Source organism: Actinorectispora metalli (genome assembly GCF_056323685.1).
The window spans coordinates 3,227,725-3,253,355 of the sequence record NZ_JBREYE010000001.1 but is presented as its reverse complement, the minus strand read 5'-3'; the positions used below and the strand labels follow the sequence as shown (position 1 = coordinate 3,253,355).

General features: G+C 70.0%; 26 protein-coding genes. 14 read left to right on the top strand and 12 right to left on the bottom strand.

All coding sequences use genetic code 11. The annotated features are described in order from the left end of the window. Nucleotides 1-150: 150 nt before the first annotated feature. Nucleotides 151-399, bottom strand: coding sequence for a hypothetical protein (locus ACU6XJ_RS15275; protein WP_476311440.1), 249 nt, complete (start codon nucleotides 397-399; stop codon nucleotides 151-153). Between the two features lie 232 nt (nucleotides 400-631). On the opposite strand from ACU6XJ_RS15275, the gene ACU6XJ_RS15270 reads away from it, so the two are divergent. Together ACU6XJ_RS15270 and ACU6XJ_RS15265 are read left to right on the top strand one after the other, a co-directional pair. Then, the gene (locus tag ACU6XJ_RS15270) at nucleotides 632-1,315 is read left to right on the top strand and encodes a ceramidase domain-containing protein (protein WP_476311437.1); all 684 of its coding nucleotides are present in this window, start codon (nucleotides 632-634) and stop codon (nucleotides 1,313-1,315) included. A 36-nt stretch (nucleotides 1,316-1,351) separates the two neighbouring features. Next, nucleotides 1,352-2,461: an SDR family oxidoreductase gene (locus ACU6XJ_RS15265; protein WP_476311435.1), complete on the top strand. Its 1,110-nt coding sequence runs from the start codon at nucleotides 1,352-1,354 to the stop codon at nucleotides 2,459-2,461. Here the strand turns inward: ACU6XJ_RS15265 and ACU6XJ_RS15260 are convergent. The 4 genes from ACU6XJ_RS15260 to ACU6XJ_RS15245 form a co-directional block, all read right to left on the bottom strand. Then, complete coding sequence (locus ACU6XJ_RS15260) at nucleotides 2,415-3,353, bottom strand: glycosyltransferase family 9 protein (RefSeq protein ID WP_476311432.1); 939 nt, start codon at nucleotides 3,351-3,353, stop codon at nucleotides 2,415-2,417. The two genes, ACU6XJ_RS15265 and ACU6XJ_RS15260, sit on opposite strands and share 47 nt — an antisense overlap. Continuing rightward, the gene (locus tag ACU6XJ_RS15255) at nucleotides 3,337-4,128 is read right to left on the bottom strand and encodes a SigB/SigF/SigG family RNA polymerase sigma factor (protein ID WP_476311430.1); all 792 of its coding nucleotides are present in this window, start codon (nucleotides 4,126-4,128) and stop codon (nucleotides 3,337-3,339) included. Before ACU6XJ_RS15255 ends, ACU6XJ_RS15260 begins: the two co-directional genes overlap by 17 nt. Further along, on the bottom strand, nucleotides 4,125-4,550 hold the full coding sequence (locus ACU6XJ_RS15250) for an ATP-binding protein (RefSeq protein WP_476311427.1): 426 nt from the start codon (nucleotides 4,548-4,550) through the stop codon (nucleotides 4,125-4,127). The genes ACU6XJ_RS15255 and ACU6XJ_RS15250 overlap by 4 nt, the downstream gene beginning before the upstream one ends. Nucleotides 4,551-4,719: 169 nt before the next feature. After that, a complete protein-coding gene (locus tag ACU6XJ_RS15245) occupies nucleotides 4,720-5,358 on the bottom strand; it encodes an SRPBCC family protein (RefSeq protein ID WP_476311425.1) in 639 nt (212 codons plus the stop codon). Nucleotides 5,359-5,617: 259 nt separating this feature from the next. Between ACU6XJ_RS15245 and ACU6XJ_RS15240 the strand changes: the two genes are divergently transcribed. Genes ACU6XJ_RS15240 through ACU6XJ_RS15210 form a run of 7 tightly spaced genes read left to right on the top strand, consistent with a single transcriptional unit; the run spans nucleotide 5,618 to nucleotide 11,694 of the window. Next, on the top strand, nucleotides 5,618-6,127 hold the full coding sequence (locus tag ACU6XJ_RS15240; RefSeq protein WP_476311423.1) for a D-glycero-alpha-D-manno-heptose-1,7-bisphosphate 7-phosphatase: 510 nt from the start codon (nucleotides 5,618-5,620) through the stop codon (nucleotides 6,125-6,127). Next, a complete protein-coding gene (locus ACU6XJ_RS15235; protein ID WP_476311420.1) occupies nucleotides 6,124-7,140 on the top strand; it encodes a glycosyltransferase family 9 protein in 1,017 nt (338 codons plus the stop codon). Before ACU6XJ_RS15240 ends, ACU6XJ_RS15235 begins: the two co-directional genes overlap by 4 nt. A gap of 2 nt (nucleotides 7,141-7,142) precedes the next feature. Next, nucleotides 7,143-8,156 carry a glycosyltransferase gene (locus ACU6XJ_RS15230; RefSeq protein WP_476314034.1) on the top strand — a complete coding sequence of 338 codons (1,014 nt, stop codon included), beginning with the start codon at nucleotides 7,143-7,145 and terminating at the stop codon, nucleotides 8,154-8,156. Beyond that, nucleotides 8,153-9,376 (top strand): glycosyltransferase, encoded by a 1,224-nt coding sequence (locus ACU6XJ_RS15225; RefSeq protein WP_476311417.1) that lies wholly within the window; start codon nucleotides 8,153-8,155, stop codon nucleotides 9,374-9,376. Before ACU6XJ_RS15230 ends, ACU6XJ_RS15225 begins: the two co-directional genes overlap by 4 nt. After that, a complete protein-coding gene (locus ACU6XJ_RS15220) occupies nucleotides 9,376-10,020 on the top strand; it encodes a D-sedoheptulose-7-phosphate isomerase (RefSeq protein ID WP_476311415.1) in 645 nt (214 codons plus the stop codon). Before ACU6XJ_RS15225 ends, ACU6XJ_RS15220 begins: the two co-directional genes overlap by 1 nt. Continuing rightward, complete coding sequence (locus ACU6XJ_RS15215; protein WP_476311412.1) at nucleotides 10,017-10,997, top strand: bifunctional heptose 7-phosphate kinase/heptose 1-phosphate adenyltransferase; 981 nt, start codon at nucleotides 10,017-10,019, stop codon at nucleotides 10,995-10,997. Before ACU6XJ_RS15220 ends, ACU6XJ_RS15215 begins: the two co-directional genes overlap by 4 nt. Next, nucleotides 10,945-11,694 (top strand): SDR family oxidoreductase, encoded by a 750-nt coding sequence (locus ACU6XJ_RS15210; protein ID WP_476311409.1) that lies wholly within the window; start codon nucleotides 10,945-10,947, stop codon nucleotides 11,692-11,694. Before ACU6XJ_RS15215 ends, ACU6XJ_RS15210 begins: the two co-directional genes overlap by 53 nt. A 70-nt stretch (nucleotides 11,695-11,764) precedes the next feature. Here the strand turns inward: ACU6XJ_RS15210 and ACU6XJ_RS15205 are convergent, their stop codons facing one another. Continuing rightward, entirely contained in the window at nucleotides 11,765-12,676 is a 912-nt protein-coding gene (locus ACU6XJ_RS15205; RefSeq protein WP_476311406.1) for an oxygenase MpaB family protein, read from the bottom strand. Between the two features lie 179 nt (nucleotides 12,677-12,855). Then, nucleotides 12,856-14,001: an acyl-CoA dehydrogenase family protein gene (locus ACU6XJ_RS15200; RefSeq protein ID WP_476311404.1), complete on the bottom strand. Its 1,146-nt coding sequence runs from the start codon at nucleotides 13,999-14,001 to the stop codon at nucleotides 12,856-12,858. Between the two features lie 52 nt (nucleotides 14,002-14,053). On the opposite strand from ACU6XJ_RS15200, the gene ACU6XJ_RS15195 reads away from it, so the two are divergent. Next, nucleotides 14,054-14,785 carry a MerR family transcriptional regulator gene (locus tag ACU6XJ_RS15195; RefSeq protein ID WP_476311402.1) on the top strand — a complete coding sequence of 244 codons (732 nt, stop codon included), beginning with the start codon at nucleotides 14,054-14,056 and terminating at the stop codon, nucleotides 14,783-14,785. On the opposite strand, the gene ACU6XJ_RS15190 is transcribed toward ACU6XJ_RS15195, so the two are convergent. Next, a complete protein-coding gene (locus ACU6XJ_RS15190) occupies nucleotides 14,775-15,443 on the bottom strand; it encodes a peroxiredoxin-like family protein (protein WP_476311400.1) in 669 nt (222 codons plus the stop codon). The genes ACU6XJ_RS15195 and ACU6XJ_RS15190 overlap by 11 nt on opposite strands. Before the next feature lie 149 nt (nucleotides 15,444-15,592). On the opposite strand from ACU6XJ_RS15190, the gene ACU6XJ_RS15185 reads away from it, so the two are divergent. Beyond that, nucleotides 15,593-16,498 carry an SGNH/GDSL hydrolase family protein gene (locus ACU6XJ_RS15185; protein ID WP_476311398.1) on the top strand — a complete coding sequence of 302 codons (906 nt, stop codon included), beginning with the start codon at nucleotides 15,593-15,595 and terminating at the stop codon, nucleotides 16,496-16,498. A 227-nt stretch (nucleotides 16,499-16,725) separates the two neighbouring features. Then, nucleotides 16,726-17,148, top strand: coding sequence for an SSI family serine proteinase inhibitor (locus ACU6XJ_RS15180; RefSeq protein ID WP_476311395.1), 423 nt, complete (start codon nucleotides 16,726-16,728; stop codon nucleotides 17,146-17,148). A gap of 197 nt (nucleotides 17,149-17,345) precedes the next feature. Here the strand turns inward: ACU6XJ_RS15180 and ACU6XJ_RS15175 are convergent, their stop codons facing one another. From ACU6XJ_RS15175 to ACU6XJ_RS15165, 3 genes are all read right to left on the bottom strand, one after another. Continuing rightward, nucleotides 17,346-18,575, bottom strand: a complete 1,230-nt coding sequence (locus ACU6XJ_RS15175) for a glycosyltransferase (protein WP_476311393.1) — start codon at nucleotides 18,573-18,575, stop codon at nucleotides 17,346-17,348. 27 nt (nucleotides 18,576-18,602) lie between these two features. After that, nucleotides 18,603-19,976 carry an L-serine ammonia-lyase gene (locus ACU6XJ_RS15170; protein WP_476311391.1) on the bottom strand — a complete coding sequence of 458 codons (1,374 nt, stop codon included), beginning with the start codon at nucleotides 19,974-19,976 and terminating at the stop codon, nucleotides 18,603-18,605. A 101-nt stretch (nucleotides 19,977-20,077) separates the two neighbouring features. Then, a complete protein-coding gene (locus ACU6XJ_RS15165) occupies nucleotides 20,078-21,241 on the bottom strand; it encodes a DUF418 domain-containing protein (protein WP_476311389.1) in 1,164 nt (387 codons plus the stop codon). A 226-nt stretch (nucleotides 21,242-21,467) separates the two neighbouring features. Here ACU6XJ_RS15165 and ACU6XJ_RS15160 point away from each other — a divergent pair, with 226 nt between their 5' ends. After that, on the top strand, nucleotides 21,468-23,048 hold the full coding sequence (locus ACU6XJ_RS15160; RefSeq protein ID WP_476314032.1) for a PucR family transcriptional regulator: 1,581 nt from the start codon (nucleotides 21,468-21,470) through the stop codon (nucleotides 23,046-23,048). A 166-nt stretch (nucleotides 23,049-23,214) separates the two neighbouring features. Further along, a complete protein-coding gene (gene ald, locus ACU6XJ_RS15155; protein ID WP_476311386.1) occupies nucleotides 23,215-24,330 on the top strand; it encodes an alanine dehydrogenase in 1,116 nt (371 codons plus the stop codon). Nucleotides 24,331-24,389: 59 nt separating this feature from the next. On the opposite strand, the gene ACU6XJ_RS15150 is transcribed toward ald, so the two are convergent. Continuing rightward, entirely contained in the window at nucleotides 24,390-25,508 is a 1,119-nt protein-coding gene (locus ACU6XJ_RS15150; protein ID WP_476311383.1) for a nucleotide disphospho-sugar-binding domain-containing protein, read from the bottom strand. Nucleotides 25,509-25,631: the final 123 nt, after the last annotated feature.

The window sequence follows — 25,631 nt, the reverse complement described above, 5'->3', positions numbered from 1 at the left end:
CCCTGCGTGATCACTCTGCGCCCAGCCTACTAATCCGTTCAGGTTGACATCTGGCTAGAAGGATCTTCATACATTGCCCAAAGTATTTGCTGCCTGAAGCAATTTTCTCGGCGGCTCTGGTGGGAGTTCACCGAAGATCGACTCGTGAGGTCAACCGGCAACGGAAAGGCAGGAACCACAGGGCCGTAAGCCGGGCAGTTCGCCCGCGCTCGGCCTGGTGGCCAGCACCAACGCGCCACAGCTCGCGGTGAAGAAGACCTGGCCGCGGTTGGCGACCGGATGTCCCGACGTGTCAACGAAATGCAGCAACGGGTTGCGGGCGCCCACCCACCAGCCGTGATTGCCGACACCGCTCGCGGCGGGTTCCGTGCTATCCGCGCATAGACGCTGATCGGTCAAGGCCTACCTCCCCCAACGACATGACCGTGCACTATGGAACAGCCTCAGCCAGATTGCCCTTCCAGCACGCCTTTTCGCTATGGCGATACGGGTGAAATGACTACAACCTTTGTGCCGCAACGTATTCACCCGGTGTCATCTTCGCCTGTTTTCTTATGCGTTCCGACACACATTGACCGGCAAAGCCCTGGTCAGACGGACGCGTCCTGGCCTGCCGTGGTTTGCTTGCACCGTGGGAGCGCAGGAATACGTGGATATCTACTGCGAGCGGACCGGCCCAGGGCTGCTGGCGGAGCCGCTCAACGCCGTCAGCAACGTCGGCTTCCTGATCGCGGCCGTCGTGCTGTGGCGGCTGTTGGACCGGCACGCCGCCCGGCGAGGAGAGCGCGCGCCCGGCAGCCTGCGGGCGCTGAGCGTGATCCTGTTCCTGGTCGGCCTGGCCAGCCTGTCGTTCCACACCTTCGCCACCGGCGTCACCGCGGCGCTGGACGTGGCGTTCATCGCCGTGTTCACGCATTTCTACACCGCCTGCTACCTGCGCTGGTTCTGGAACCTGCGGTGGCGGCTGGCCTGGCTGGGCATCCCGGGGCTGCTGGTGTTCAGCGTGCTCGGCGGTCTGCTGGTCGGCGGGAGCGGCGGGCAGGGCGGATACCTGGTGAACCTGATCGCGCTGGTGCTGCTGGCGCTGGCGCTTGGCTTCGCCCGCGATCACACGGCCCGCCGGTACCAGCGGCTGCTGTTCCTCGCCGCCGCGATTTTCGCGGTTTCACTGTTTCTGCGCGGAATCGACGATGGTGTGTGCGGCCAGTTCAGCATCGGCACCCACTTCCTGTGGCATCTGCTGAATGCGTGCGTTCTGTTCACCCTCGGTTATGCCGTTCTTCGCCGATGGTCGGATTCGCGCGATTCGGGCTGAGGTGTCCGGCAGGCCGGGAGCGGGTACGCCGCGGGTATGGAGAAGACCAGCCGCGTCGTCGTGATCACCGGGGCCTCGGCCGGAGTAGGGCGGGCCGCGGTGCGTGAGTTCGCCAGGCGCGGTGACGCCATCGGGCTGATCGCCAGAGGCTCCGCGGGTCTGGCGGCCGCGGCGGCGGAAGCGCTGAACCTCGGAGCGGCAGCCGCGATTCCGATCGAGGCCGATGTGGCCGACCCGCTGGCCATGGAGCGGGCGGCCGACCGCGTCCGGGCCGACCTCGGTGAGATCGATGTGTGGGTGAACAACGCGATGGAGGCGGTCTTCGCGTTCACCTGGGACATCGAGCCCGCGGAGTTCAAACGCGTCACGGAGGTCACCTACCTCGGCGCGGTATACGGCACGCTGGCCGCACTGCGCAGCATGCGCCCGCGGAACACGGGCACGATCGTGCAGGTCAGTTCGGCGCTGGCGTATCGCGGCATTCCGCTGCAGGCCTCCTACTGCGCAGGCAAGCACGCGATGAAGGGCTTCACCGACTCGCTCCGCGCCGAGTTGGTCCACACCGACAGCGACCTGCGGGTCTCGATGGTGCACCTGCCCGCGGTGAACACCCCGCAGTTCGACTGGGTGCGCACCCGACTGCCGCGGCATCCGCAGCCGGTGCCGCCGATCTACCGGCCGGAGGTCGCGGCCAGAGCCGTCGCGTTCGCCGCCGAACGGGCGCCGCGCGATGTGTACGTGGGGCATATGACGGTGCTGACGCGGATCGGCGACCTGCTGCTGCCCGGCTGGATGGACCGCTACCTGGCTCGCAATGCCGTTGCCGGACAACAGACCGAGCAGGAAATCGACGCAGACGCCCGGCAGGACAACCTGTGCGCACCTGTGGACAACGCTGTGGATCACGGCTCCGACGGGGAGTTCGGCGCCGCCGCGAAGGACCGCAGCCTGCTGCTGGAGGCACAACGCGCGGCGGCGGCCGTCGGCGACCTGCTGCGGGACAAGGCGGACGTGCGCCGCAGGCTGGACCGCTACCGGCGCAGGTGGTCGGGGCGGCAGATGCCGAACCCCCGGGCACACGTGCCGCCGACGACGGTGATCACGCCAGCAGGTTCCGCGCCCCCGCGAGCACCTCGGACACGTTGATGCCGAGCAGCGCGGGATCGGGATCGTCGGCGAAGGCATCGCCTCGGCGGGCAGTGTCCTGAGAGAGCGTGAGGTGCGGACCCCCGGGCGGCGGCCCCCACCGGTTCGCCGACACCGGCCCGAACAGGGTCACGGTCGGCGTGCCGTAGGCGTAGGCGAGATGCGCGATGCCGGTGTCGCCGGAGATCACCAAGTCCGCGGCGTGCACCAGGTCGGCCAGTTCCGGGAGGCTTGTCCTACCCGCGGTCATCGCCGAGGAGGGCAGGCCCGCCAACTCGATGAGTTTCTCGGCCAGCGGCTCCTCGACCGCGGTGCCGGTGACCAACACCTTCCGGCCCGCCAGCGCGAGTTCCCTTGCCACCGCGGCGAACCGCTCCACCGGCCAGCGACGGCTGCCGGTGGCGGCACCGGGATGGACCAGCACCGCCTTCGGCACCTCGGCGTCGGCGCCGCTCAGGTGCAGATCGGCGGGGTCGGCCGGAATGCCGTGCCAGCGCAGCAGCTCGCACCACCGCTCCCGCTCCGGCTTCTCCTCTTGCCACTCCGGGCCTTCCCAGCCCCACCCTTGGTGGCCGATGCGCCGGTGCGGTTCCAGCGCGTCCAGCACACCCGTGCTGCCGGGGCCCTTGCCGTGCAGGTTCACCGCGAGCTCGGGACGGGCCGCGGCCTGCGGGAGCGGGGCGAAACCCTTGGTGGGCACCAGCTGGTCCACGGCACCGATGCGAGCCACGATCGGGGCGAGCCAACCGGAGGTGGCCAGCATGATGTTGTGGCGCGGAAACGCCCTGCGCAGAGCGCGCAGGGCGGGCACGGCCACCAACAGGTCACCCAACTTCAGTGCGCGCAGCACCACGATGCGGCGCGCACCGTCCCGATCAGCCTGGCGGTTCATCCTGGAGGGCCTCTCGGAGATGGGCCAGGGTCCGGGCCAGCAGCCTCGACACGTGCATCTGAGACACGCCGATCCGCTCACCGATCTGCGTCTGCGTCATGTTGCCGAAGAACCGCAACATGACGATCGTTCTCTCCCGTTCCGGGAGTTGGTTCAGCAGCGGGGCCAGCGCCTCCCGGTGCTCGACCTGCTCCATCTCGGCGTCCTCCGAGCCGAGCGAATCGCCGAGCGCGATGCCGTCCTCGTCCAACAGCAGGTCGTCCAGGGAGTCGCTGCGGTAGGCGTTGGTGGCCTCCAGCCCCTCGAAGATCTCCTCCACCGGAAGGTCAAGGTGGCGGGCCAGCTCCTTGGGCGTCGGCGCCCTGCCCAGCCGCTGGGACAGCTCCGCCGAGGCGGCGTTGATCGACAGGTGCAGTTCCTTGAGCCGCCGCGGCACCCGCACCGACCAGCTGGTGTCGCGGAAGTGCCTGCGGACCTCGCCCATGATCGTGGGCACCGCGAAGGACAGGAAGTCGACGCCGCGGGTGGGGTCGAACCGGTCGATCGCGTTGATCAGGCCGAGGGTGGCGACCTGGGTCAGATCCTCCTGCGGCTCACCGCGGTTGGAGAACCGGCGCGCGATATGGATGGCCACCGGCAGGTGGCCGGTGACCAGTCTGTCCCGCACCTGGGAACGGTGCGGGTCGCCGGGGTCGAGTTCGGCGAGCTTGTCGAAGAGCGGGGCCAGTTCCGCGTATTCGCTGTTCGACGACGTTCGCTGTTCGGGCTGGTTCACCCGTCCACCACCGAGGCATTCCGCTTGACAAGCTCGATGTTCACGCGTTCACCGCTGGAGTTCGCCGTGGTCAGGTTGAGGGTGAGTTCATCGGTCAGGGTGCGCAGCACCCGCCAGCCGAAGCTGTCCTGGTTGGGCACCTGCCCACCGGAGATCTCGGCCTCGGCGATCACCTTGATCAGCTTGGGCTGCACGTGAAACCGGCAGCTCAGGACGGTGTTGGGGGCCGCGATGCGCACCAGCGTCGCGCAGGCTTCGTCCACCGCCATTCTCAGGTCGGAGATGGCGTCGAGATCGAAGTCCTGCCGCATGGCGAGGTCCGCGGCCACGGCCCGCACCGTGGACAGGTACAGCGGGCTGGCCGCCACCCGCACCTCCACGGTGTTAAGCCGGTCCGGTGTCGAATCTGAGGACTGAGTCACCTGAACTACCTCGCTGGTCATGCCTGGGCCGGATGCTGACGGTAAAGCGCTGCTGACGCTACCGCCGGTGTGTGCCGAAGGTGCGGTGGGTGTGTCGACGATTGACGAAGACCCCGAGTCGACACACCCACCTGCCGCAGCGGTTACCGGCGGGCAGGTAACCGGGTTTTCACCGCCGCGGATCCTGGATGGGATGGCCCGGCTGCCCCGCCGTCGGTCCCGGCGGGACGGGCGTGGTGCCGCTGGGCGGCACGTTCGGGGGGACGTTCGGGGTGACTCCCGGGGGTGCACCGGCGGCGCGCTCGTGGGGCGAGGTGCCCGCGCGCGTCGGCTGGTCGGTTTCACCCGCCTGTGGCTGCCGGGGCACGTCGCCTCGCCAGCCGCCGGTCTCGGTGCCGCGGGCCTCGATGAACTCCTTGAACCGCTCGAGATCGCCCGCGATGCGGCGCTCCACCACGCCGAGGGCGGCGCCCGCCTTCTCGGTGAGCGTGTCGGGCTGGTACTCCATTTGGAGGCTCACCCTGGAGGTCTCGTCGTCGATGCGGTGGAAGGTCACCACACCCGCGTGGTGCGGTCCGTCGACGGTCCGCCACGCGACCCGCTCGTCGGGGTGCTGCTCGGTGATCTCGGCGTCGAATTCCCTTGTGGCCCCGGCGATCCGGGTGCGCCAGTGGGTCAGCGTGTCCGACAGCTGGGTGATCTGCTCCACACCCTCCATGAAGTGCGGAAAGGACTCGAACTGGGTCCACTGGTTGTAGGCCGTGCTGACCGGAACTCTCACGTCGACCGACTGTTCAATCGTGGTCACGAGAACTTCCTCCTTAGCCAGGCCATGACTGGACCTGCAACTCGTCGCCGTCTCTCGCCGACGGGCTACCCACTGGGTGAAACCGCCACACCTGACAACGACTTTCACCGTCCGTAGCCATGAACTACATTGAGTAGTTCTTATTCCGCTTGCGTTTAGCAACAAGGCGCTCGGCTATCTCGGGGACATGCGAGCCGCATGTCCACCAATGGCCGCCAAGTCGGGTTTCGGATCTGCTGGAACGACTTTGCCTGCGGCCGTGCTGTTCGATCGGGACGGCACATTGATCCACGACGTGCCCTACAACGCCGACCCGGCCCGGGTGCGCCCGGTGCGCACCGCCGCCAGGGCGCTGCACGCCCTGCGCCGCCGCCGCATCCCGGTGGGCGTGATCAGCAACCAGTCCGGGCTGGCCCGCGGCTACTTCGACGACCGGCAGTTGCGGCTGGTCAACCACCGCGTGGAGGAGCTGCTCGGGCCATTCGACGTCTGGGAGATCTGCCCGCACGGACCGGAGGACGGCTGCGCCTGCCGCAAGCCCGCTCCCGGCATGGTGCGCTCCGCCGCCCGGCGCCTCGGGGTGCCGCTGGACCGGGTCGTGGTGATCGGCGACATCGGCGCCGACATCGACGCCGCGAGTGCCGCGGGGGCCACCGCGGTACTCGTGCCCACCCCGACCACCCTGCCCGACGAGGTGGACCGCGCCCCGGTGGTCGCGGTGGACCTGCTCGCGGCGGTGGAACTGACCCTCGGGCTGGGCCCGCCATGAGCACGACGCTGGTGGCGAGGCTGGACAGCGACGGAGACGTGCTGGTCTCCGGGCCCGCCGTGCGCGCGGTCGCCGCGAGCGGCCGGGTCGTGCTGTTGTGCGGGCCGCGAGGCAGGCAGGCGGCCGAACTGCTGCCTGGCGTGACCGAGCTGATCACCTGGCACTGCCCGTGGATCGACGCCGAGCCCGCACCGGTGCGCGTGGACGAGGTCGACGGGCTGGTGCGGCGGCTGCGGGCGGTCGGCGCCGACGACGCGGTGCTGCTGACCTCCTTCCACCAGTCGTCGCTGCCGCTGGCGCTGCTGTGCAGGCTGGCAGGCATCCCGCGGATCACCGCGATCTCCACCGACTATCCGGGTTCGCTGCTGGACGTGAGGCTGCGCCCCGGCACCGACTTCGACGACGACCTGCCCGAGCCCGAGCGGGCGCTGGTTGTCGCCGCCGCCGCGGGCCACCGGCTGCCCGCGGGCGACGACGGGCGGCTGCGGGTCCTGCCGCCGCCTGCGGTGATCGGGCTGGTCGGGACCGACCGCTATGTGGTGCTGCACCCGGGTGCCTCGGTGCCCGCCAGGGCGTGGCCGCCGCACCGCTGCGCCGAGGCGGTGGAGGTGCTGGCCGACCGCGGGCACACCGTCGTGGTCACCGGGTCGCCCGGGGAGAAGGAGCTGACCAGGCAGGTCGCGGGCGGCCGGGGGCTGGATCTCGGCGGCGCGACCACGCTGCGCGAACTGTCCGGGGTGCTGGCCGGGGCCGAGGCGGCCATCGTCGGCAACACCGGACCCGCGCATTTGGCGGCCGCGGTCGGCACCCCGGTGGTGTCGCTGTTCGCCCCCGTGGTGCCCGCTCGCCGATGGGCGCCGTACGGGCGGCACGTGCTGCTCGGCGACCAAGGGGCGGCCTGCCGCGGAACCCGCGCCAGGCGGTGCCCGGTGGCGGGCCACCCCTGCCTGACGTCGGTCACCGCCGAAGACGTCGCGCAGGCGGTCGAGCAGATGGCGGGGGTGGCGGCATGAGCTTGCGCATCCTGCTGTGGCACCTGCACGGATCGTGGACGACCGCGTTCGTGCAGGGCGAGCACACCTATCTGCTGCCGACGCAGCCCGACCGCGGCGAGTGGGGTCGGGGTCGCGCGGACACCTGGGTGTGGCCGCCGAACGCGGTGGAGATGTCGCAGGCGGAGTTGGGCGAGACCGACATCGACCTGGTGATCGCGCAGCGGCCGGAGGAACTCGCGCTGGCCAGGTCGTGGACCGGGCGCAGGCTGCCGACGATCTTCCTGGAGCACAACACCCCCAAGCAGGGGAACGTGCCGAACTCCCGGCATCCCGTCGCCGACGACGACGGCGTCGCGGTGATCGTGCACGTCACGCACTTCAACCAGCTCATGTGGGACTGCGGGGACACGCCGAGCGTGGTCGTCGAGCACGGCATCGTCGACCCCGGCTACCGCTACGGCGGCGAGTTGCCCCGCTTGGCGGTGGCGATCAACGAGCCGGTGCGCCGCGGGCGGGTGACCGGCACCGATCTGCTGCCCGCCTTCGCCGAGGTGGCGCCGGTGGACGTGTTCGGCATGAAGCTGGCCGGGCTGTCGGGCGAGGGGATCACCCCCGTCGGCGACGTCCCGCAGGCCAGGCTGCACGAGGAACTGGCGCGGCGGCGGGTGTACCTGCACCCGTGCCGGTGGACCTCGCTTGGCCTGTCGCTCATCGAAGCCATGCACCTCGGCATGCCGGTGGTGGTGCTGGCCTGCACCGAGGCGGTCGAGGCGGTGCCCGATGGCGCGGGCGTGCTCTCGACCGACATCGCCCGACTGCGCGCGGGCGCGGCCGAGCTCATCGCACAACCCGAACTGGCCGTCGCCATGGGGAAGCGCGCTCGCGAGGCTGCGCTGGCCCGTTACGGCCTCACGCCATTCCTGAACGACTGGGACCTGTTGCTGGACAAGGTGCTCTCCGGTGAGACCGGAGCGGCACTGGCGCCCGCGAGCAGGGGCGCGGGTGCCGACGACCCCAACGGGAGGCTCATATGAAGATCGCCATGGTTTCCGAGCACGCCAGCCCACTCGCCTCATTGGGCACTGTGGACGCGGGCGGTCAGAACCTGCACGTCGACGAGCTGTCCGCGGCGCTGGCCGCGCAGGGCCACGAGGTGCTGATCTACACCAGGAGGGACAGCAGGACAGTGCAAGACAGGGTCGCGATCGGCCCAAGACGAACCGTGGTGCACGTGCCCGCGGGGCCACCGGGCAGGCTGCCCAAGGACGAACTGCTGCCCTACATGGGTCGCTTCGCCGAGTTCCTCGCCGGTGAGTTCTCCCGCGAGCAGCCCGACGTTGTGCACGCGCACTTCTGGATGTCCGGCCTGGCCGCGGCGTTGGCCGTGCGCGGGCGGAAGGTGCCGATGGTGCAGACGTTCCACGCGCTCGGCACGGTCAAGCGCCGCCACCAGCGGGACGACGACACCAGCCCGGCGGAGCGGATCAGGCTGGAGCGGATGATCGGCCGCAGCGCGGACCGCATCGTGGCGACCTGCTCCGACGAGGTTTTCGAGCTCGTGCGGATGGGCGTGCCGCGGTCGCGGATCTCCGTGGTGCCCTGTGGGGTCCGTCCCGACCAGTTCACCCCCGCCGAGGACAGGATCACGCCGAGCACCCGGTTCCGACTGGCCTCGGTCGGCAGGCTGGTGCCCCGCAAGGGCTTCGACACGGTGATCAGCGCGCTGCGCATGGTGCAGGAGGCCGAGCTGATCATCGTCGGCGGACCGCCGCCGCACGCGCTCACCACCGACAAGGAGGCCATGCGGCTGTTCGACCACGCGCACCGCGAGGGCGTCGCGGACCGGGTGCGGCTGCTCGGGCAGATGGAGCGGCGGCAGATGCCGAACCTGCTGCGCGACACCGACGTCCTGGTCTGCACGCCATGGTACGAGCCGTTCGGCATCGTGCCGCTGGAGGCGATGGCCAGCGGGGTGCCCGTGGTGGCCTCGGCCGTGGGCGGACTGACCGACACCGTCGTGGACGGCGTGACCGGGCTGCTGGTCCCGCCGCGCGATCCGGAGGCCCTCGGCCGCGCGCTGCAACTGCTGCGCTCCGACCAGGCCCGGCGCCAGGCCTACGGTGCGGCGGGGCGAGACCGGGTACTCGCCAGGTACAGCTGGGAGCGCGTCGCCGAAGACACGCTCCGCGTCTACGAACGCGCGGGTGCCCCGATGCCCGCACGCCAACACGAGTTCGCGGTGGGGGGTCAGTGATGACACAGCAGTCCGAGCACATCACCGATGGGGTCGCCGTCGGCTACGCGGGCCGTGCCCACGTCGACGCGCTGACCGTCGCGCTGGCCAGCCTGCGCCGGGACGCCCTCACGCTGAACCGGTGGGGGCAGGAGTTGGCGCGACGACTGCTGAGCGGCGGCCGGATGCTGGCCGCGGGCAACGGCGGCAGCGCGGCCGAGGCGCAGCACCTGACCGCCGAACTGGTCGGCCGCTATGTGCACGACCGGCCGCCGTTCGCCGCGATCGCGCTGCACGCCGACACCTCCAGCCTGACGGCCATCGGCAACGACTACGGCTTCGACGAGGTGTTCGCCCGCCAGGTGATGGCCCATGCCCGGCCGCAGGACATCGTGGTGCTGCTGTCGACCAGCGGGCGCAGCCGCAACCTGATCCTGGCCGCGGAGGCCGCCCGCCGCGCCGGGGCCACCTCGTGGGCGCTGACCGGGGACCGGCCGAACCCGTTGAGCCGCGTGGTGGACGAGGCGATCTGCGTGCCGGGGTCCACCGCCACCGTGCAGGAAACCCACCTGGTCGCGGTGCACATGCTGTGCGGTGCCTTCGAATGCGCGCTGGGCACCGAGTCGGGCGCCGGGGTGGCGCCGCCGCAGCGGGAAGCGTCATGACCGCACCGCTGGTGGTCGTCGGCGACGTGCTGCTGGACGTGGACCTGATCGGCACGGTCAGCCGAGTGTGCCCGGACGCGCCGGTGCCGGTGCTGGATCTGGAGCGGTCCACGCTGCGCCCCGGCGGCGCAGGCCTGGCCGCCTGCCTCGCCGCACGCGCCGGGGGACCGGTCGTGTTGGTCAGCGCGATCTCCGACGACCCCGCGGGCAGGCAGTTGCAGGCCCTGCTCACCGCCATCCCCGGGCTGCGCCTGATCATCGGCGAAGGACCGGCCACCTCGGTGAAGACGCGGCTGCGCTGCCGCGGCCAATCGCTGGCGCGGATCGACAGCGGCGGCGGTGCCGGACCTGTCGAGTTGCCGCCGCAGGCCTTGGCCGCGGTCGGCGCCGCGGGCACCGTGCTGGTGTCCGACTACGGCCGCGGCGTCGTCGCCGACCCCCGGCTGCGCGCGATGCTCACCGAGGCGGCGACCAGGGTGCCGGTGGTGTGGGACCCGCATCCCCGCGGGCCGCGGCCGGTGCCGGGCACCACGGTGGTCACCCCGAACGCCGCCGAGGCGGAGCAGGCCACCGGCATGACCATCGACGGGGCGGAGTCCGCGGCGGAGGTCGCACGGCGGGTCACCGTTGCGTGGGAGGCCAGGGCCGCCGCGGTGACGCTGGGCGCCGACGGCGCGGTGGTGTTCTCCGACGGCGTGAGCACCCGGATGCCCGCACCGGTCATCCGGCTGACCGACCCGTGCGGGGCGGGCGACCGGTTCGCCTCGTCGGTGGCGCTGGGGCTGTGCGCGGGCAAGAACATCGAGCAGTCGGTGGACATCGCCGTGCGGGAGGCCGCCGAGTTCCTGGCCGCGGGCGGCGTGGGCACGGTGTCCGCCGACCCGACGGACGATCAAGCCGAGAGCAACGGAAAGGGAACGGGGTATGACCACGTATGCGCAGCCTGGTACGAGCCCGCACACAGCCCGGCAGGCTGACTCGCTGGGCACCGTGCTGGTCACCGGGGCCGCCTCGGGTCTGGGTGCGGCGGTGGCGAGGGCGGTCGTCTCGCACGGCGGGCGGCCGGTGCTGCTGGATGTCGCCGAGCCCGCTCCGAACCTGCGGGAGTCCGCCGCCGAGGTGATCGCCGCCGATCTGACCGACGGCCGCGCCACCGAGCGGGCCGTGCGAGACGCGGCACAGCGGCTCGGTGGACTCGACGCGGTGGTGTGCGCCGCGGGCATCGACTCCTGCGGACGGCTGGAGGACGTGCCCGCGGAGGACTGGGAGCGGGTCATCGCGGTCAACCTGCTGGGGACCGCGGCGGTGATCCGGGCGGCGCTGCCGTACCTGCGGCGCAGCCGCGGTCGGGTGGTGACGATCGCGTCCACACTCGGTCTGCGGGCCGTCGGCGACGCGACCGCCTACTGCGCGTCCAAGTTCGGGGTGGTGGGCTTCTCCCGGGCACTGGCCACCGAGTGCGCGGGCGAGGTCGGGGTGACGATGCTGGTGCCGGGCGGGATGCAGACCTCCTTCTTCGACGGCCGCACCGAGCAGTACCGGCCGCCGGACATGTCCGCGCTGAACCCGCCGGAGAACGTGGCGGAGGCGGCGGTGTTCGCTCTCCGTCAACCCCCCGGCTGCGAGGTTCGGGAGCTTGTGATGTGTCCCGCGGAGGAACCGTCGTGGCCGTGAATGCACGTGAAAGCCACGGGTGAATGGGATGCCGTCGTGCAGGGGCGGCGGCATCCCATTCACCCATTCCCTAAACGCGCGGCAGCCTTCTGACCGACGGGGTGGCCCATCTGCCGAGTCGGGCAATTGCACGCATAGGGTGCGAGGACTCGCCAATCAATGCGTCGATCGCACGCAACGGGACGAGCAATCCCGCGGACCGGAGCATGCGCAGTGCGAGATCAGCCGCCGGTCTGGGCATGGCACAGTGTCCGTGCATTTTGATTGCCCAATTCGGCAGCACCGAGTAGGCCAACTGTCCTATCGGGAGATAGCTGAACCGTGCCAGCAGGAATGGCACCGGGGGGAGTCGGAGGAATTTGTACACGATCTCCGACTCGGGAGTCTTTCGGAGGCGGGGGCGGATATCGGCGAAATATTGCTCCATCTCCCGCAGCGAGCCGGGCACCTCGTCGGGGTCGAGCCCGACGAGCGCGGCGGATCTGCGCTGCTCATGGAAGTACAGGTCCATCTGCCGTTCGTTGATCGGGTACCCGGCCCTGCGGACCACGGTTGCGAAGGAATAGACCTCCGCACAGTGCACGTACAACAGCAGTTCCGGGTCGTCGATGCGGAAACTCCTGCCGGTGCCGGGGTCGCGGCCGCGCAGCGCCCGGTGCACGGCGCGAACCTGTCGGGCCATGAACTCGACCTCGGTGATCGAGCCATAGGTGGCAAGCCCGACAAAGTTCGCCGTTCGCAGAAGCCTGCCCATCGGGTCCTCGCGGAATGTAGAGTTCTGCACTACTCCCGCCACCGCGAGCGGGTGCAATGCCTGCATGTACAGGCTGCATATTCCCGCAATCCACATACCGGGGTCCGCATGCAGCTGCCAAGTCACCGACGACGGGCCGAATAATCCAAGATCAGAATTTGTTTCCGGACATGATCTACTTTCGGTCGTTGTTTTCTCAACATCTGGACGCGCACCCACGTCGACCATTCCCAACCCCCTGATGCGCCGCTGAGTCTCCATCCGTGCGGGAAGCACGTGCGTTAACGCCACATAGGCGTTCCGCTACTCAGTGTGGTCATAGATGGCAGGAAGTGGCAACGTCCTCCTTGTGCCCGCGAGGCCGAACACCCTCGCCCAACAGGGTTGATGGTCGAAAAGTTGACCTGTCAAAATCCCATGGAACGGCCGATGATCTCTTTCATGATCTCCGTTGTACCGCCGTAGATCGTCTGCACGCGGGAGTCGATGAAGGCCTGTGCGACGGGGTATTCGCTCATGTAGCCGTAGCCCCCGTGCAACTGCACGCAGCGGTCGACGACCTTCCACTGAAGCTCGGTGGTCCACCACTTGGCCATGGCCGCCTCGGGGACGGTGAGCTTGCCCGCGGAGTGCTGCTCGATGCACTTGTCCACGAAGACCCGTGCCACCTGCACCTCGGTTGCCAGTTCGGCGAGGGTGAACCGGACATGCTGGAACTTGCCGATCGGCCGGTTGAACGCGGTGCGCTCGCGGCAGTAGTCGGTGGTGGCCTTCAGCACCGCCTCGGCGGCAGCCACGGCGATCACCGCGATGATCAGCCGCTCCTGGGGCAGGTTCTGCACCAGGTAGATGAAGCCCTTGCCCTCCTCACCGAGCAGGTTCGCCGCGGGCACCCGCACATCGCTGAAGTACAACTCCGCGGTGTCCTGCGCCTTGAGACCGACCTTGTCCAGGTTTCGGCCGCGCTCGAAGCCGGGCATGCCGCGCTCCACCACCAACAGGCTGATGCCCTCGTGGCCGGGCACGGCGGGGTTCGTCTTGGCCACCACGATGACCAGGTCGGAGAGGATGCCGTTGCTGATGAAGGTCTTCTGTCCGTTGAGGATGTAGTCGTCGCCGTCACGGACCGCGGTGGTGGTGATGCCCTGGAGGTCGCTGCCAGCGCCGGGCTCGGTCATGGCGATGGCGCCGATGGTCTCGCCGGAGCACATGCCCGGCAGCCAGCGCTGCTTCTGCTCCTCGGTGGCCAGCCCCGCGATGTAGGGGATGACGATGTCGCTGTGCACCGAGAAGCCGGGCCCGGAGGCGGCCGCGGCGGAGATCTCCTCGCCGAACACGGCGTTGAACCGGAAGTCGGGCTGACCGCCGCCGCCGTAGGCCTCGTCCACGGCGGTGCCCAGCAGCCCCGCCCGGCCCGCGGCGAGCCAGACCTCGCGGCTGACGATCCCGTCCTGCTCCCACTGCTTGTGGTGCGGGGTGATCTCCTTCGCGATGAAGGTCCTGGCCAGTTCCCGGTACGCCTCGTGGTCCGGGCCGTAGATGTCGCGCTCCATGAATTTATTTGACACTTTTGGTGTTACATCGGTCAAGGAGTAATGTTCTCCCATGCTCGACGCCGCGGAAGAGGAGCTCACCGTCGACGAACTGGCGGCTCGCGCCGGGGTCACGGTGCGCACGGTGCGCTTCTACACCGGACGGGGCCTGCTGCCCTCCCCGCGCCTGCGCGGCCGGGTCGGCCTCTACGGGGCCGAACACATCTCCAGGCTGGAGCTGATCCGCCAGCTTCAGGCGCTGGGTTTCACGCTGGCCGCCATCGAGAAGCACATGGCCGACATCCCGGCGGGCACCACCTCGGAGGACCTGCTGCTGCGCGGGGCGCTGCTCACGCCGTGGACCAGCGATTCCAGCGAGGAGATCGACCTGGCGGAGCTGGAGCGGCGGGCCGGTCGGAAGCTGACCCCGGAGAAGCTGGAGCAGCTTGCCGCCCTGGGCGCGTTCAGCCGACAGGACGGCGACCGCATCCTGCTGCACGCCCCGACCACGCTGTCGATGTATCTCCAGCTGCTGGACCTGGACCTGCCGCTGGACATGATGGCCAAGGCCCGCGACATCGTCACCCGGCACACCCGCGATATCGCCGCGGATCTGCAGGAGCTGTTCCTGGAGCACGTGCTGCGCCCCTACCACCGGCACGGCCACCAGCCCGACGAGCGGGACCGCGTCCGCGACCTGCTCGCCCAGCTTCGCCCGCTCACCATCCAGGTACTGGTCACCGGCTTCCAGCAGGCGGTCAACGAGGTGATCCGCAGCCGCGTCGACCGTGAGGTCAGTCGCTGAACACGCGCACGATGCGCAGGGCCTCGGCGGGCTCCATCCGCGTGCGGTGGTTCATCTCGACGTGACGTGCGACGACCACGCCGTCCTGGGACAACACGAAGGTGGCCGACACCGGCAGGCTCCAGTCGCCGTCGGGCTGCTGACGGGCCAGGGCGGCCTGGGTGGCGTCGAACAGCAGCGGCACGACCGCCGCGGGCACCCGGTAGCGGACGCGGTAGGCCGCGATCACCCGCTGCTCGGCGTCGCTGAGCACGTCGAAGCCGAGGCCGTGCCGGTCGGCGGTCTCGGCGGTGTCGTCGGGTAGCTGGGGCGAGATCGCGATCAGCCGGGCGCCCGCCTCGGTGAAGGCGGGCAGCAGCGCCTGGTAAGCGCGCAGTTGGAGGTTGCAGTAGGGGCACCAGGAGCCCCGGTAGAAGATCAGCACCACCGGACCGGTCAGCCGGTCGGCGAGCCGGACCAGGTGACCAGCCGCATCGGGCAGTGCGAAGTCCGGCGCCTGCTCGCCCAGTGTGAGGCCGGGCACTTCTCCCCTGGCCGCGATCGCGGCGAAGGCCTCGTTCATGGCGGCCACCGCCGCGGCCGGGCGGGTGCCCGCGTACTGCCGCGCCACCTCGGCGTACTGCTCCGACAGTGACAAGAACTCCCCCGGCTCGTTCACGCCGCGATCGTGTTGAGATCACCGGCAAGTGTCAAGTGGGTGAGTCGCAAAGCCGACACGCGTGCGGAGCTATCAGGGGCGCGCGTGTGAGCTGTATAACACTAGAGCGCTCGTTGCGCGAATGCCTGCTTTCGACGGATGAGGTGTTCATGCCGTTCACCGCCCAACGGGCGCGTCGCCGCCCGCCGCTGCCCGCGACCCTGCTCGCCCTGTGCGCCGTCCTCGGGCTCGGCTTCACCGCCGCACCCGCGGCCGCGGCGCCTGCCTTCAAGCACTACGTCGCGCTGGGCGACTCGTTCACCTCCGGCCCGTTCATCCCGCCGCCGGACTTCTCGCTGCTGGGCTGTGCGCGGTCGCTGCGCAACTACCCGCACCTGCTCAACCAGGCGCTCAAGCCCGCGAAGTTCACCGACGTGAGCTGCGGGGCCGCGCAGACCGAGCACATGACGCAGCCGCAGAGCGTGCCCATCCCGGGCATCCCGATCCAGCGCAACCCGCCGCAGTTCAACGCGCTGAAGGCCGACACCGATCTGGTCACACTGACCATCGGCGGCAATGACATCGGCTTCGCGCAGATCGCGGTGACCTGCGCGCTGCTCAGCAGCACCAACCCGATGGGCAACCCGTGCGAGAAGCAGTTCACCGCGAGCGGCAGGGACAAGAACCTGGAGAACGTCGCGCTGACCGAGCCCAAGGTGCGCGCGGTGGTGGACGGCATCAAGAAGCGCTCACCCAAGGCGAAGATCGTCTTCCTGGACTACCTGCGCATCCTGCCGCCGACCCAGGGCTGCTACCCGATCGTGCCGATCGCCGCGGGTGACGTGGTGTACCTGAACAAGGTGCACCAGGCGCTCAACGGCATGGTCAAGAAGGTGGCGGCGGACGCGGGCGCGGTCCACGTGGACACCTACGGTCCGAGCCTGGGCCATGACGCCTGCGCCTCCCAGGCGGACAAGTGGATGGAAGGCGTGATCCCCACCCGCGCCGCGTTCCCGATCCACCCCAACATCAACGGCATGGAGGCGATGAAACGCTTCGTGCTCGCCAAGCTGTAGAACCACCGCTCGGGCGGTGGGGCGGCGGGCCCGGCGATTGCCCCTTGATCGCCGGGTTCGCCGCCTTTGACAGTTAAGATCAACATTGTCAACAGCGGAGCGTGATCAACACCCACATGGGTGATCCACTTACGAGTGGTCTTTGTTTGCCGCCCTCCCGCAGGAGTGTCTCGAGCCGATAAACCGAGCGTGGCCCTTCTGTAATAGAACGGATATAGGAAGCTCCCATGCGAACTCGATCACTCGCGTCCCGCTTAACCGCGGGCGCCGCGCTTATCGGTGCGGCCGTGGTTCCGGCGACGGCAGCGGCGGCGGCAATCCCGACGCCCCAGCCTCTGGAGCCGGTCAACTCGCTGTTGACCCTGACGATTCAGCCCATCGACGAGACGGCCCGCATCGCCACGCTGACCTGTCAGGACCTCGGCAGCACGCACCCGCAGACCGATGATGCCTGCGCGGACATCGCCAGGGCGGGCGGCGACTTCAACAAGCTGGCCGAGGACAAGGGCACCACCTTCTGCACCCTCGAACTCCGCCCGGTCACCGTCACCGCCAGCGGCGTGTGGCACGGCCGCAACATCAACCACAGCGCCACCTACTCCAACGCCTGCGCCATGCGCGCTGATACGGCGAACGTCTACAAGTTCTGATCCCACCCGGTAGCACCATGTGAGGGCCACCCCGCCTGCGCACGGCCGGTTTCCGCAGGTTCCCCGACTGCGACCGCCCTGACCCCAGCGTTCGCGCCGCTGCGCAGGCGGACCTCAACCCCCCGATTTAGTGTCCTCAATCCGGGAAAACAGCGTCACAGATCGGTATTAGGACACTAAATCCGAGATTGCCCGGTTCAGGGCGTCAGCGCGGATACTGCGCGCACTACTACGGCGGCGCCGTCTTCGGCGGCTACTTGGTCGGCGAGGGTCTTCGCCCGCAGCTTGACGGACTCGTCGTTGGTTACGTGCTCGATAGCGGTCGCCAGGCGGGCTGCGGTGAGCTTGCGGAACGGGATCGGGACCGCGGCCATGCCCACGGCGTGCAGGCGTCGGGCCCACAGAGGCTGGTCGGCGAACAGCGGGACTCCCACTACCGGCACACCGGCACGGACGGACGCGGCGGTGGTGCCCGCGCCGCAGTGGTGGACCACCGCGGCCATCCGCGGGAACAGCCACTCGTGGGGCGCGTCGCCGATGGTCAGCATGTCCTCACCGGTCGCGTTCAGGTCGGTCCAGCCGCTTTGCAGGACGCCCCGCAGCCCGGCGGTCCGCAACGCGGTCACGACCAGTTCGGCCAGCGCGGCGGTGTCGTCGAGCACCATGCTGCCGAAGCCGACGAACACCGGCGGCGGGCCCGCGGCCAGGAAGTCCACCAGGTCGGCGGGCGGCTGCCAGGTCTCGTCGGAGCGCGGCCACCAGTAGCCGCTCACCTCAAGGCCGGGGCGCCAGTCGGCGGGCCTTGGCAGGACGGCCGGGCTGAAGCCGTGGTAGACCGGCCAGCGCCGCTCCTCCTGCCTGCGGATCAACGCGCCGGGGTCGATGCCGGGCAGGCCGAGTTCGCTGCGCAACTCGTCGACAGCCCGGTTCAGCGGGGTCATGGCGTGCGCCGCGACCCGGTAGAGGGCCCGGTTGCCCCAGCGGCCGAGCGAACCGGGCGAGTTCAGCATGATCGGCGGGAACTCGCCGGTGCCGTCCAGCGGTTGGAGGTTGACGCCGATGCTGGGCACGCCGAGGCCCTCCGCGATGTGGTGGCCGAAGGGCACGGTTCCGTTCTGCAGCACCAGGTCCGTGCCGGACTCGGCGGCGTCCAGCAGACCGCGGGCCGCCGTGCACAGGTAGTCGCCCACCCGCGCGGCCCTGGCGGACAGCGCCTTGGGGGTGCGGCCGCCGCGCACCGGCGGGATCAGCACCTTCGGGTCGCCCGCCACCGGCCGGAACCCCAGGCCCGCCGCGTGCACCAGGTCAGCGAACGGCGGGTGTGCGGCGATGGTCACCTCATGACCCGCGCCCGCCAGCCGCGCACCCAGCCCGGTGTATGGCGCGACATCGCCCCGCGATCCCGCCGCGGTGATCAGTATCCGCACCCCAGTCCCCCAGTCACCGCATGGCGGTCAGCACTCGATGACGTTGACGGCGAGACCGCCGCGTGCCGTCTCCTTGTACTTGATCTTCATATCGCGCCCGGTCTCGCGCATGGTCTTGATGACCTTGTCCAACGACACGAAGTGACTGCCGTCGCCCCGCATCGCCATCCTGGCGGCGGTGATCGCCTTGATCGAGGCCACCGCGTTGCGCTCGATGCACGGGATCTGCACCAGGCCGCCGATGGGGTCGCAGGTCAGGCCGAGGTTGTGCTCCATGGCGATCTCGGCGGCGTTCTCCACCTGTGCGGGGTTGCCGCCGAGCACCTCGGCCAATCCCGCGGCTGCCATCGAACAGGCCGAGCCGACCTCGCCCTGGCAGCCGACCTCGGCGCCGGAGATCGAGGCGTTCTCCTTGAACAGCACCCCGACCGCGCCCGCGGCCAGCAGGAACCGCACCACGCCATCGTCGCCTGAGCCGGGCACGAAACGCGCGTAGTAGTGCAGGACGGCGGGCACGATGCCCGCCGCGCCGTTGGTGGGGGCGGTGACGACCCGCCCGCCCGCGGCGTTCTCCTCGTTGACGGCCAGCGCGAACAGGCTCACCCAGTCCATCACCCGCAGCGGGTCGGTGGCGTAGTGCTCGCTCATCAGTGAGCGGTGCAGTTCGGCGGCGCGGCGCTGCACCTTCAGGCCCCCCGGCAGCACGCCCTCCCGCTCGCAGCCGCGGCGGACGCAGTCCTGCATGACCTGCCAGACGTGCAGCAGCCCGTCCCGGATCTCCTGCTCGCTGCGCCAGGACTGCTCGTTGGCGAGCATGATGTCGCTGATGGACAGCCCGGTCTCGCGGGTCAACGCGAGCAGTTCGTCGCCGCTGCGGAACGGGTAGCGCAGCTTGGTGTCGTCGGGCTTGATCCGGTCGGCGCCCGCAGCGGTCTCGTCCACCACGAAGCCGCCGCCGACCGAGTAGTAGGTCCTGGACCTCAGCACGGCGCCGCTCGCGTCGAAGGCGGCGAAGGTCATCCCGTTGGGGTGGAACGGAAGCGACTTGCGGCGGTGCAACACGAGGTGGGTGTCCGGGTCGAAGGCGATGGGGTGCGAGCCGATCAGCGAGAGCCGCTTGGCGGCCTTGATCGCCGCCACCCGCGCGTCCACCGACTGGGTGTCGACGGTCTCCGGGTCCTCGCCCTCCAGGCCGAGCAGCACCGCGCGGTCGCTGCCGTGGCCGTGCCCGGTGGCGCCGAGCGAACCGAACAGCTCCGCCTTCACCTTGGCGGTATGCGTGAGCACCCCGTCCGCCTTGAGGCCGTTCACGAAGGTGGCCGCCGCCCGCATCGGGCCGACGGTGTGTGAACTGGACGGTCCGATTCCGACCCCGAGCAGGTCGAAGACGCTGATGGCCACTGGTGCTCCACGTCCTTGTGGTGGTGTGCCCCGACGGAAAATACGCCGGGGCTCGCTACCGATTACGGTAACTCACGCTGTGCACCACTCGGAGCAGTCAGTTAGTCGCTTTTCGTAGTAACGGCAGGTTGATCAGGCCTGCGGAACAGGCCCTGCGGGGCCTCGTAGGCCCACTTCCAGACGGCCTCCACCGGGCCCTGCGTGAAGCGCGAGAGCCACAGCCGGGAAACCACGACCATCAGGGCGGCGATGAACAGGTACATGCCGACCGTGCCCCACACGCCGTAGGGGTCGAGCCTGGTGTTGAGCCCGAAGCCCCAGCCGTAGCCCAGCACGCTGCCGACGATGTTCTGCAGGATGTAGCAGGTCAACGCCATCCGGCCGACGTAGGAAAGCTGGGTGCCCAGCCAGCCCGGCCTGCCCTCGCTGCGGCGGCCGACCAGGTTGCCGATCAGCCCGATCAGCCCGATGGCCACGATCGGCGGCGCGATATAGCGGTCGGCCAGGGCGAGGGAGCCGCCCACCGCCGTGGTGAGCACGTTCAGCGGTAGCCCGATGCCCAGTCCCCACCAGGCCAGCTTGGTGCGCTTGCGGCGGGCCTCGGCGTCGGTGCCAAAGACGCCCGCGCGAAACAGCTTGGCGCCCAACAGGAACATCGCGATGCCCAGCGGAATGATGAAGATCGACTCGGCGCGGAACAGCAGCATGTTGTCCCAGCGGGACTGGACCTGGTCCAGCCAGCTTCCGCTGGTGTAGAGGCCCTCGTCATTGAAGGACAGCCCGGTCTCGCCGCCAGGGGCCACCAGCGCGGCCAGGCTGATCAGCGAGACGAACGCCAGATGCGCCGAGCCGAGCCAGATCATCCAGCGACGCTGGGCCTTCTCGCTGGTGAGCACCAGGTAGGCCACCACCATCGAGGTGACCGCGTACCCCATCAGCACGTCGAACTCGACGACCAGCATGTAGTGCAGGAAGCCGTCGAGCAGCAGCAGCGCGGCCCGCCAGAGGTACCAGCCCGGCCAGGCCCGCCCCCGACGTAGGGCCGAGCGGCGCTGGATCTCCACGCCGACGCCGAACAGGATCGTCAGCATCGACAGCGATTTGCCGTTGGCGAAGAACAACAGCACCTTGGTCAGCTGGCCGTCGCCCCTGCCGCCGTCGAAGTCCCCGTTGAGCAGGCCGATGATCCCCGCCGGGTTGGCGAAGATCCAGATGTTGGTGCCCAAGGTGCCCAGGATCGCGACCCCGCGCAGAACGTCCAGCAATGCGATACGCCCGGAAGGCGCAGCCGGTGTTGGTGTGACCGGCGCAGCCACCGTGCTCCCCCGTTTATTTAGCACAGCCGTACTTTATCACGCACGGGCGCAACGTGCGACGGCCTGCGGACGATACCGCTTACCGTGGACTGTGAACTCGGGCAGTGACCCGGCGACGACAAGGAGTGGCGGGGCTTTCCGGCAGGGCGGGGGCGAAACAGGGTGGAGGGTGGCTGTGGTCAGCGTGCACGCGGTGGTGGACAGGGTGGGTCCAGCGCTGCTGCGTGCCGTCCTGGTATCGGGCCCGGCCACCCAGGTGACGGACGTGGTGATCGCGGAACCGGGACGGCGGACCCCCGCCGCGGCCGGTGACCTCGTCCTCGGCGTCGCCGTCGACTCGGTGGAGGCCGCCACCGAACTCGTCCGGCACTGCGGCGCCTGCGGGGCCGCCGCGGTGCTGCTGAAACCGCCGCAGGCCGCGGAGACCCCGGTCCTGGAGTCCGCCCGGCGAGCGGGGGTGGCGCTGGTCGAGGTGCAGTCCGGCACGGCGTGGGCGCAGTTGGTGTGGCTGCTGCGGGCGGTGCTCGACGCCGCGGCCGCCGACGAGCCCAACACCGTTCCCGCGGGCGAATCGGTGCCCGCCGCGGGGATGAGCGACCTGTTCCGGCTGGCCGACGCGATCGCGGCGGTGGTGGACGCGCCGGTGACCATCGAGGACGCGCATTCCAGGGTGATCGCCTACTCGTCCCGGCAGGACCGCACCGACCCCGCCCGCATCTCCACGATCATGGGACGCCGGGTGCCAGGCGACGTGCTGGCGCGCTTCCGCTCCCGAGGGGTGTTCCGCGAGCTGTCCCGCGGCGGGTCGACGATCTTCGTGCCCGCCCAGGCCGACGGCACGCTGCCGCGGCTGATCGTGCCGATCCGGATGGGCGGCGAACTGCTCGGCTCGATGTGGGCGGTGGTGGCGGGGCCGGTCCCGCCGGAACGCGCGGCCGCCTTCGCCGACACCGGCCCGGTGGTGGCGCTGCACCTGCTGCGCTGGCGGGCACGGGCCGACGCCGAGCGTCGCCGCTCGGCCGAACTGCTCACGGTGCTGCTCACCGGGCAGGAGGGCTCCCGCGCCGCCGCGGCCGAGCTTGGCCTGGAACAGGGCAGCTACCGGGTGGTGGCCATCGACACCGCCATCGAGGACTCGGTCGGCGCCGAGGGCGCCCGGCTGGCGCTGTGGGAGCAGCTCACCAAGGGCATCGGCCGCAGGCCCGCCGTCGCCGACCTCGACGGGGTGCTCTACGCGGTGGTCCCCGACCGCGGCGGCGCGGCAAGCTGGCCCGCGCTGCGCGACGCCCTCGCCATGACCTCGGCCGAACAGGGCTTCCCAGGACCGCTGGTGGCCGCGGGCTCCGCCGTCGCGCTCACTGACTTGGCGGGCTCCCGCGATCAGGCCGACGAGACCATCGGCCTGCTCCGCTCCGGGCTGATCACCGACCGCGTGGTCAGCTACGAATCGGTCTGGCCCGCGCTGGCACTGCACCGCGCCGCCGCGGCCACCGCCCGCGCAGGCATCACCGAACTCGGCCCCATCGGCCTGCTCGCCGCCCACGACCAAGCCGAGGGCACCGCCTACGTCGACACCCTCTACGAGTGGCTCCGCCACCCCGGCGACCCCAGGGCCGCCAGCAGGGCCCTGGGCATCCACCCCAACACGTTCCGCTACCGCGTGAGGCGCCTTGGCGAGCTCACCGAGGCCAACATGGACGACCCCGACACGCGCTTGGCGCTGTTAGCCCAGCTCATCGGCCTCCGCTGGCGCTGAACTCCCAGCCCGGTGTTGGTGCTATGGGAACAAGCATAGGGCGGTTGGGTTGTGCCGGGGGGATGATGACAGTGGGGGTTGGCTGCCACACAGTTGTAGGCAATCACTCGTCCGCCGGATTGTGGCGGACACCGACAACGGGGTCGGCACAGGAAGGAAGACCACGGTGAAGATCGCAGTCCCTCGCGAGATCAAGAACCACGAGTACCGGGTCGCACTCACCCCTGCCGGGGTTCACGAATTGGCCAGCCGGGGTCACGACGTGTTCGTGGAGGCTGGTGCGGGAATCGGGTCTTCCATCCCCGACGAGGACTACCTCGCCGCGGGCGCGAAGGTGCTGGCGGGCGCGGATGACGTGTGGGCCGAGGGCGATCTGGTGCTCAAGGTCAAGGAGCCCATCGCCGAGGAGTACCCGCGGCTGCGCAAGGGCCAGACGCTGTTCACCTACCTGCACTTGGCCGCCGACGAGCCGCTGACCAAGGCGCTGCTCGACTCCGGCACCACCGCCATCGCCTACGAGACGGTGCAGTTGCCCGACCGCTCGCTGCCGCTGCTGGCGCCCATGTCCGAGGTCGCGGGCAGGCTGGCCCCGCAGGTCGGCGCGTTCAGCCTGATGCGGCCCTCCGGTGGCCGGGGCGTGCTGCCGGGCGGCGTGCCCGGTGTGCTGCCCGCCCGCGTGGTGGTCATCGGCGGCGGCGTCGCGGGCCTCAACGCCGCGGTGATCGCGCTCGGTCTCGGCGCCGACGTGCAGATCCTGGACACCAACGTCAACCGGCTGCGGGAGATCGACCGCCTCTACGACGGCCGCATCCGCACCCTGACCTCCAACCGCTACTCGCTGGAGCAGGCCGTCCGGCAGGCCGACCTGGTGATCGGCGCCGTGCTGGTGGCGGGCGCCAAGGCTCCCAAGCTGGTCAGCAACGCACTCGTCGCCGAGATGAAGCCCGGCTCGGTGCTGGTGGACATCTCCATCGACCAGGGCGGTTGCTTCGAGGACTCCCGCCCCACCACGCACGCGGACCCGACCTACCCGGTGCACAACTCGGTGTTCTACTGCGTGGCCAACATGCCCGGCGCGGTGCCGCACACCTCCACCTACGCGCTGACCAACGTCACGCTGCCCTACGCGGTGGCGCTGGCGGGCAAGGGCTGGCAGCAGGCGCTGCGCGAGGACGCCGCGCTGGCGCCCGGCCTGAACGTGCACGAGGGCATGCTCACCAACGCCCCCGTCGCGCAGGCGCACAACCTGCCCTTCACCGACTTGGCCGATGTCATCGGCTGAGCGATCAGACACGCCGTGAGTGGCAGCCGAGGCCCGAACCTCGGCTGCCACTCGCGGTTTCAGGCGGCGAACGCCTCCAGCTTCGCGACCATCTCGGTGGGGGCGGGCATCGCCGCGATCTCGTCGCGGACCTCGGCGGCGGCCTTGACGGTGCTGCCGTCGGCGAGCAGCGCGGCGACGGCCTCCGCGGTGACCTCGGCGCTCACGTGGCCGAGGCCGCGGCGCAGCACCGCCTCGGCGTTGTTGAAGTGGTCGGCGCCCTGCGGCGTGAGCAACTGCGGAACGCCGGCGACCAGGCCGGCGTAGGTGCTGCCCGCGCCGCCGTGCTGCACGAGAGCGGAACAGGTGGGCAGCACGGCGCTCAGCGGCAGCCAGACCGATGCCCGCACGTTGTCCGGCAGGTCGCCGAGCTTGTCCCGCTCGTCCTTTCCGATGGCCAATACGAACTCCGCGTCCAGCGTCGACACCTCCGACAGCAGCCTGGCCAGCGGGTCAAGGCCCGCGAACATCGGCACGACGGTGCCGAGGGTGAGGCAGACCCGGGGGCGGGTGACCGGCTCGAACAGCCAGTCCGGAAGCTCGGCACCGCTGTTGTAGGGCACGTAGCGCATCGACCAGTCACCGGGCTTCGGCTCGGTGATGCTGGGCGGGGAGACGCTCAGGTACTGCCGCCGCGCGGGCAGGTCGGTGACGCCGTGCCTGCGGTAGGCGGCGTCCATGTACTTGCGCAGGCCGGGCGTGGCATCGCCGGTGCGGCCGATGCCGAAGCCGTGGTCCACCGCGGGCACGCCCAGCTTGGCGGCCACCAGCGGTCCGGTGCCATGCAGCGAGGTGTAGACGACAAGGTCGGGCCGCCACCGCTCGGCAAGCTCCACAGTGCGGTCCACCGTCTGCTCGGAGACGTCAGCGAACATGTTCAGCACGATGTCCAGCGCGTCGACCGAACCGGACTTGAGCACCTCGGGGTCCAGCTTGTCGCCGTGCCTGCCGAAGACCTGGCTGTAGTCGGTGTCGGGCGAGGCGTCGACGACCGGCAGCCCGGCCTTCGCCGCGGCGCCGACCGCATCGCCGCCCGCGGCGACGAGCACCTCGTGGCCTGCGGCGCGCATCGCCCAGGCGAGCGAGATCACCGGGAAGAGGTGGCCGATGCCGGGTGAGGTGGTGAACAGGACACGCATTTGTGTTGTACCCCCAGGAGAAATGGATGCATTCCCCGGCAACGCTACCCCTGCTAGTCAACCTTGATTAAGCGCAGGGTTATCACCTCGTACGGGCCCGGTCGAGCGAAAGACACCGCGCGG

Coding starts and splice junctions, on each gene's coding strand:
- ACU6XJ_RS15265 (WP_476311435.1), top strand. CDS start 1,352: ATGGAGAAGACCAGCCGCGTCGTCGTGATCACCGGGGCCTCGGCCGGA.
- ACU6XJ_RS15260 (WP_476311432.1), bottom strand. CDS start 3,353: ATGAACCGCCAGGCTGATCGGGACGGTGCGCGCCGCATCGTGGTGCTG.
- ACU6XJ_RS15235 (WP_476311420.1), top strand. CDS start 6,124: ATGAGCACGACGCTGGTGGCGAGGCTGGACAGCGACGGAGACGTGCTG.
- ACU6XJ_RS15225 (WP_476311417.1), top strand. CDS start 8,153: ATGAAGATCGCCATGGTTTCCGAGCACGCCAGCCCACTCGCCTCATTG.
- ACU6XJ_RS15220 (WP_476311415.1), top strand. CDS start 9,376: ATGACACAGCAGTCCGAGCACATCACCGATGGGGTCGCCGTCGGCTAC.
- ACU6XJ_RS15215 (WP_476311412.1), top strand. CDS start 10,017: ATGACCGCACCGCTGGTGGTCGTCGGCGACGTGCTGCTGGACGTGGAC.
- ACU6XJ_RS15210 (WP_476311409.1), top strand. CDS start 10,945: ATGACCACGTATGCGCAGCCTGGTACGAGCCCGCACACAGCCCGGCAG.
- ACU6XJ_RS15205 (WP_476311406.1), bottom strand. CDS start 12,676: ATGGTCGACGTGGGTGCGCGTCCAGATGTTGAGAAAACAACGACCGAA.
- ACU6XJ_RS15200 (WP_476311404.1), bottom strand. CDS start 14,001: ATGGAGCGCGACATCTACGGCCCGGACCACGAGGCGTACCGGGAACTG.
- ACU6XJ_RS15195 (WP_476311402.1), top strand. CDS start 14,054: ATGCTCGACGCCGCGGAAGAGGAGCTCACCGTCGACGAACTGGCGGCT.
- ACU6XJ_RS15185 (WP_476311398.1), top strand. CDS start 15,593: ATGCCGTTCACCGCCCAACGGGCGCGTCGCCGCCCGCCGCTGCCCGCG.
- ACU6XJ_RS15180 (WP_476311395.1), top strand. CDS start 16,726: ATGCGAACTCGATCACTCGCGTCCCGCTTAACCGCGGGCGCCGCGCTT.
- ACU6XJ_RS15150 (WP_476311383.1), bottom strand. CDS start 25,508: ATGCGTGTCCTGTTCACCACCTCACCCGGCATCGGCCACCTCTTCCCG.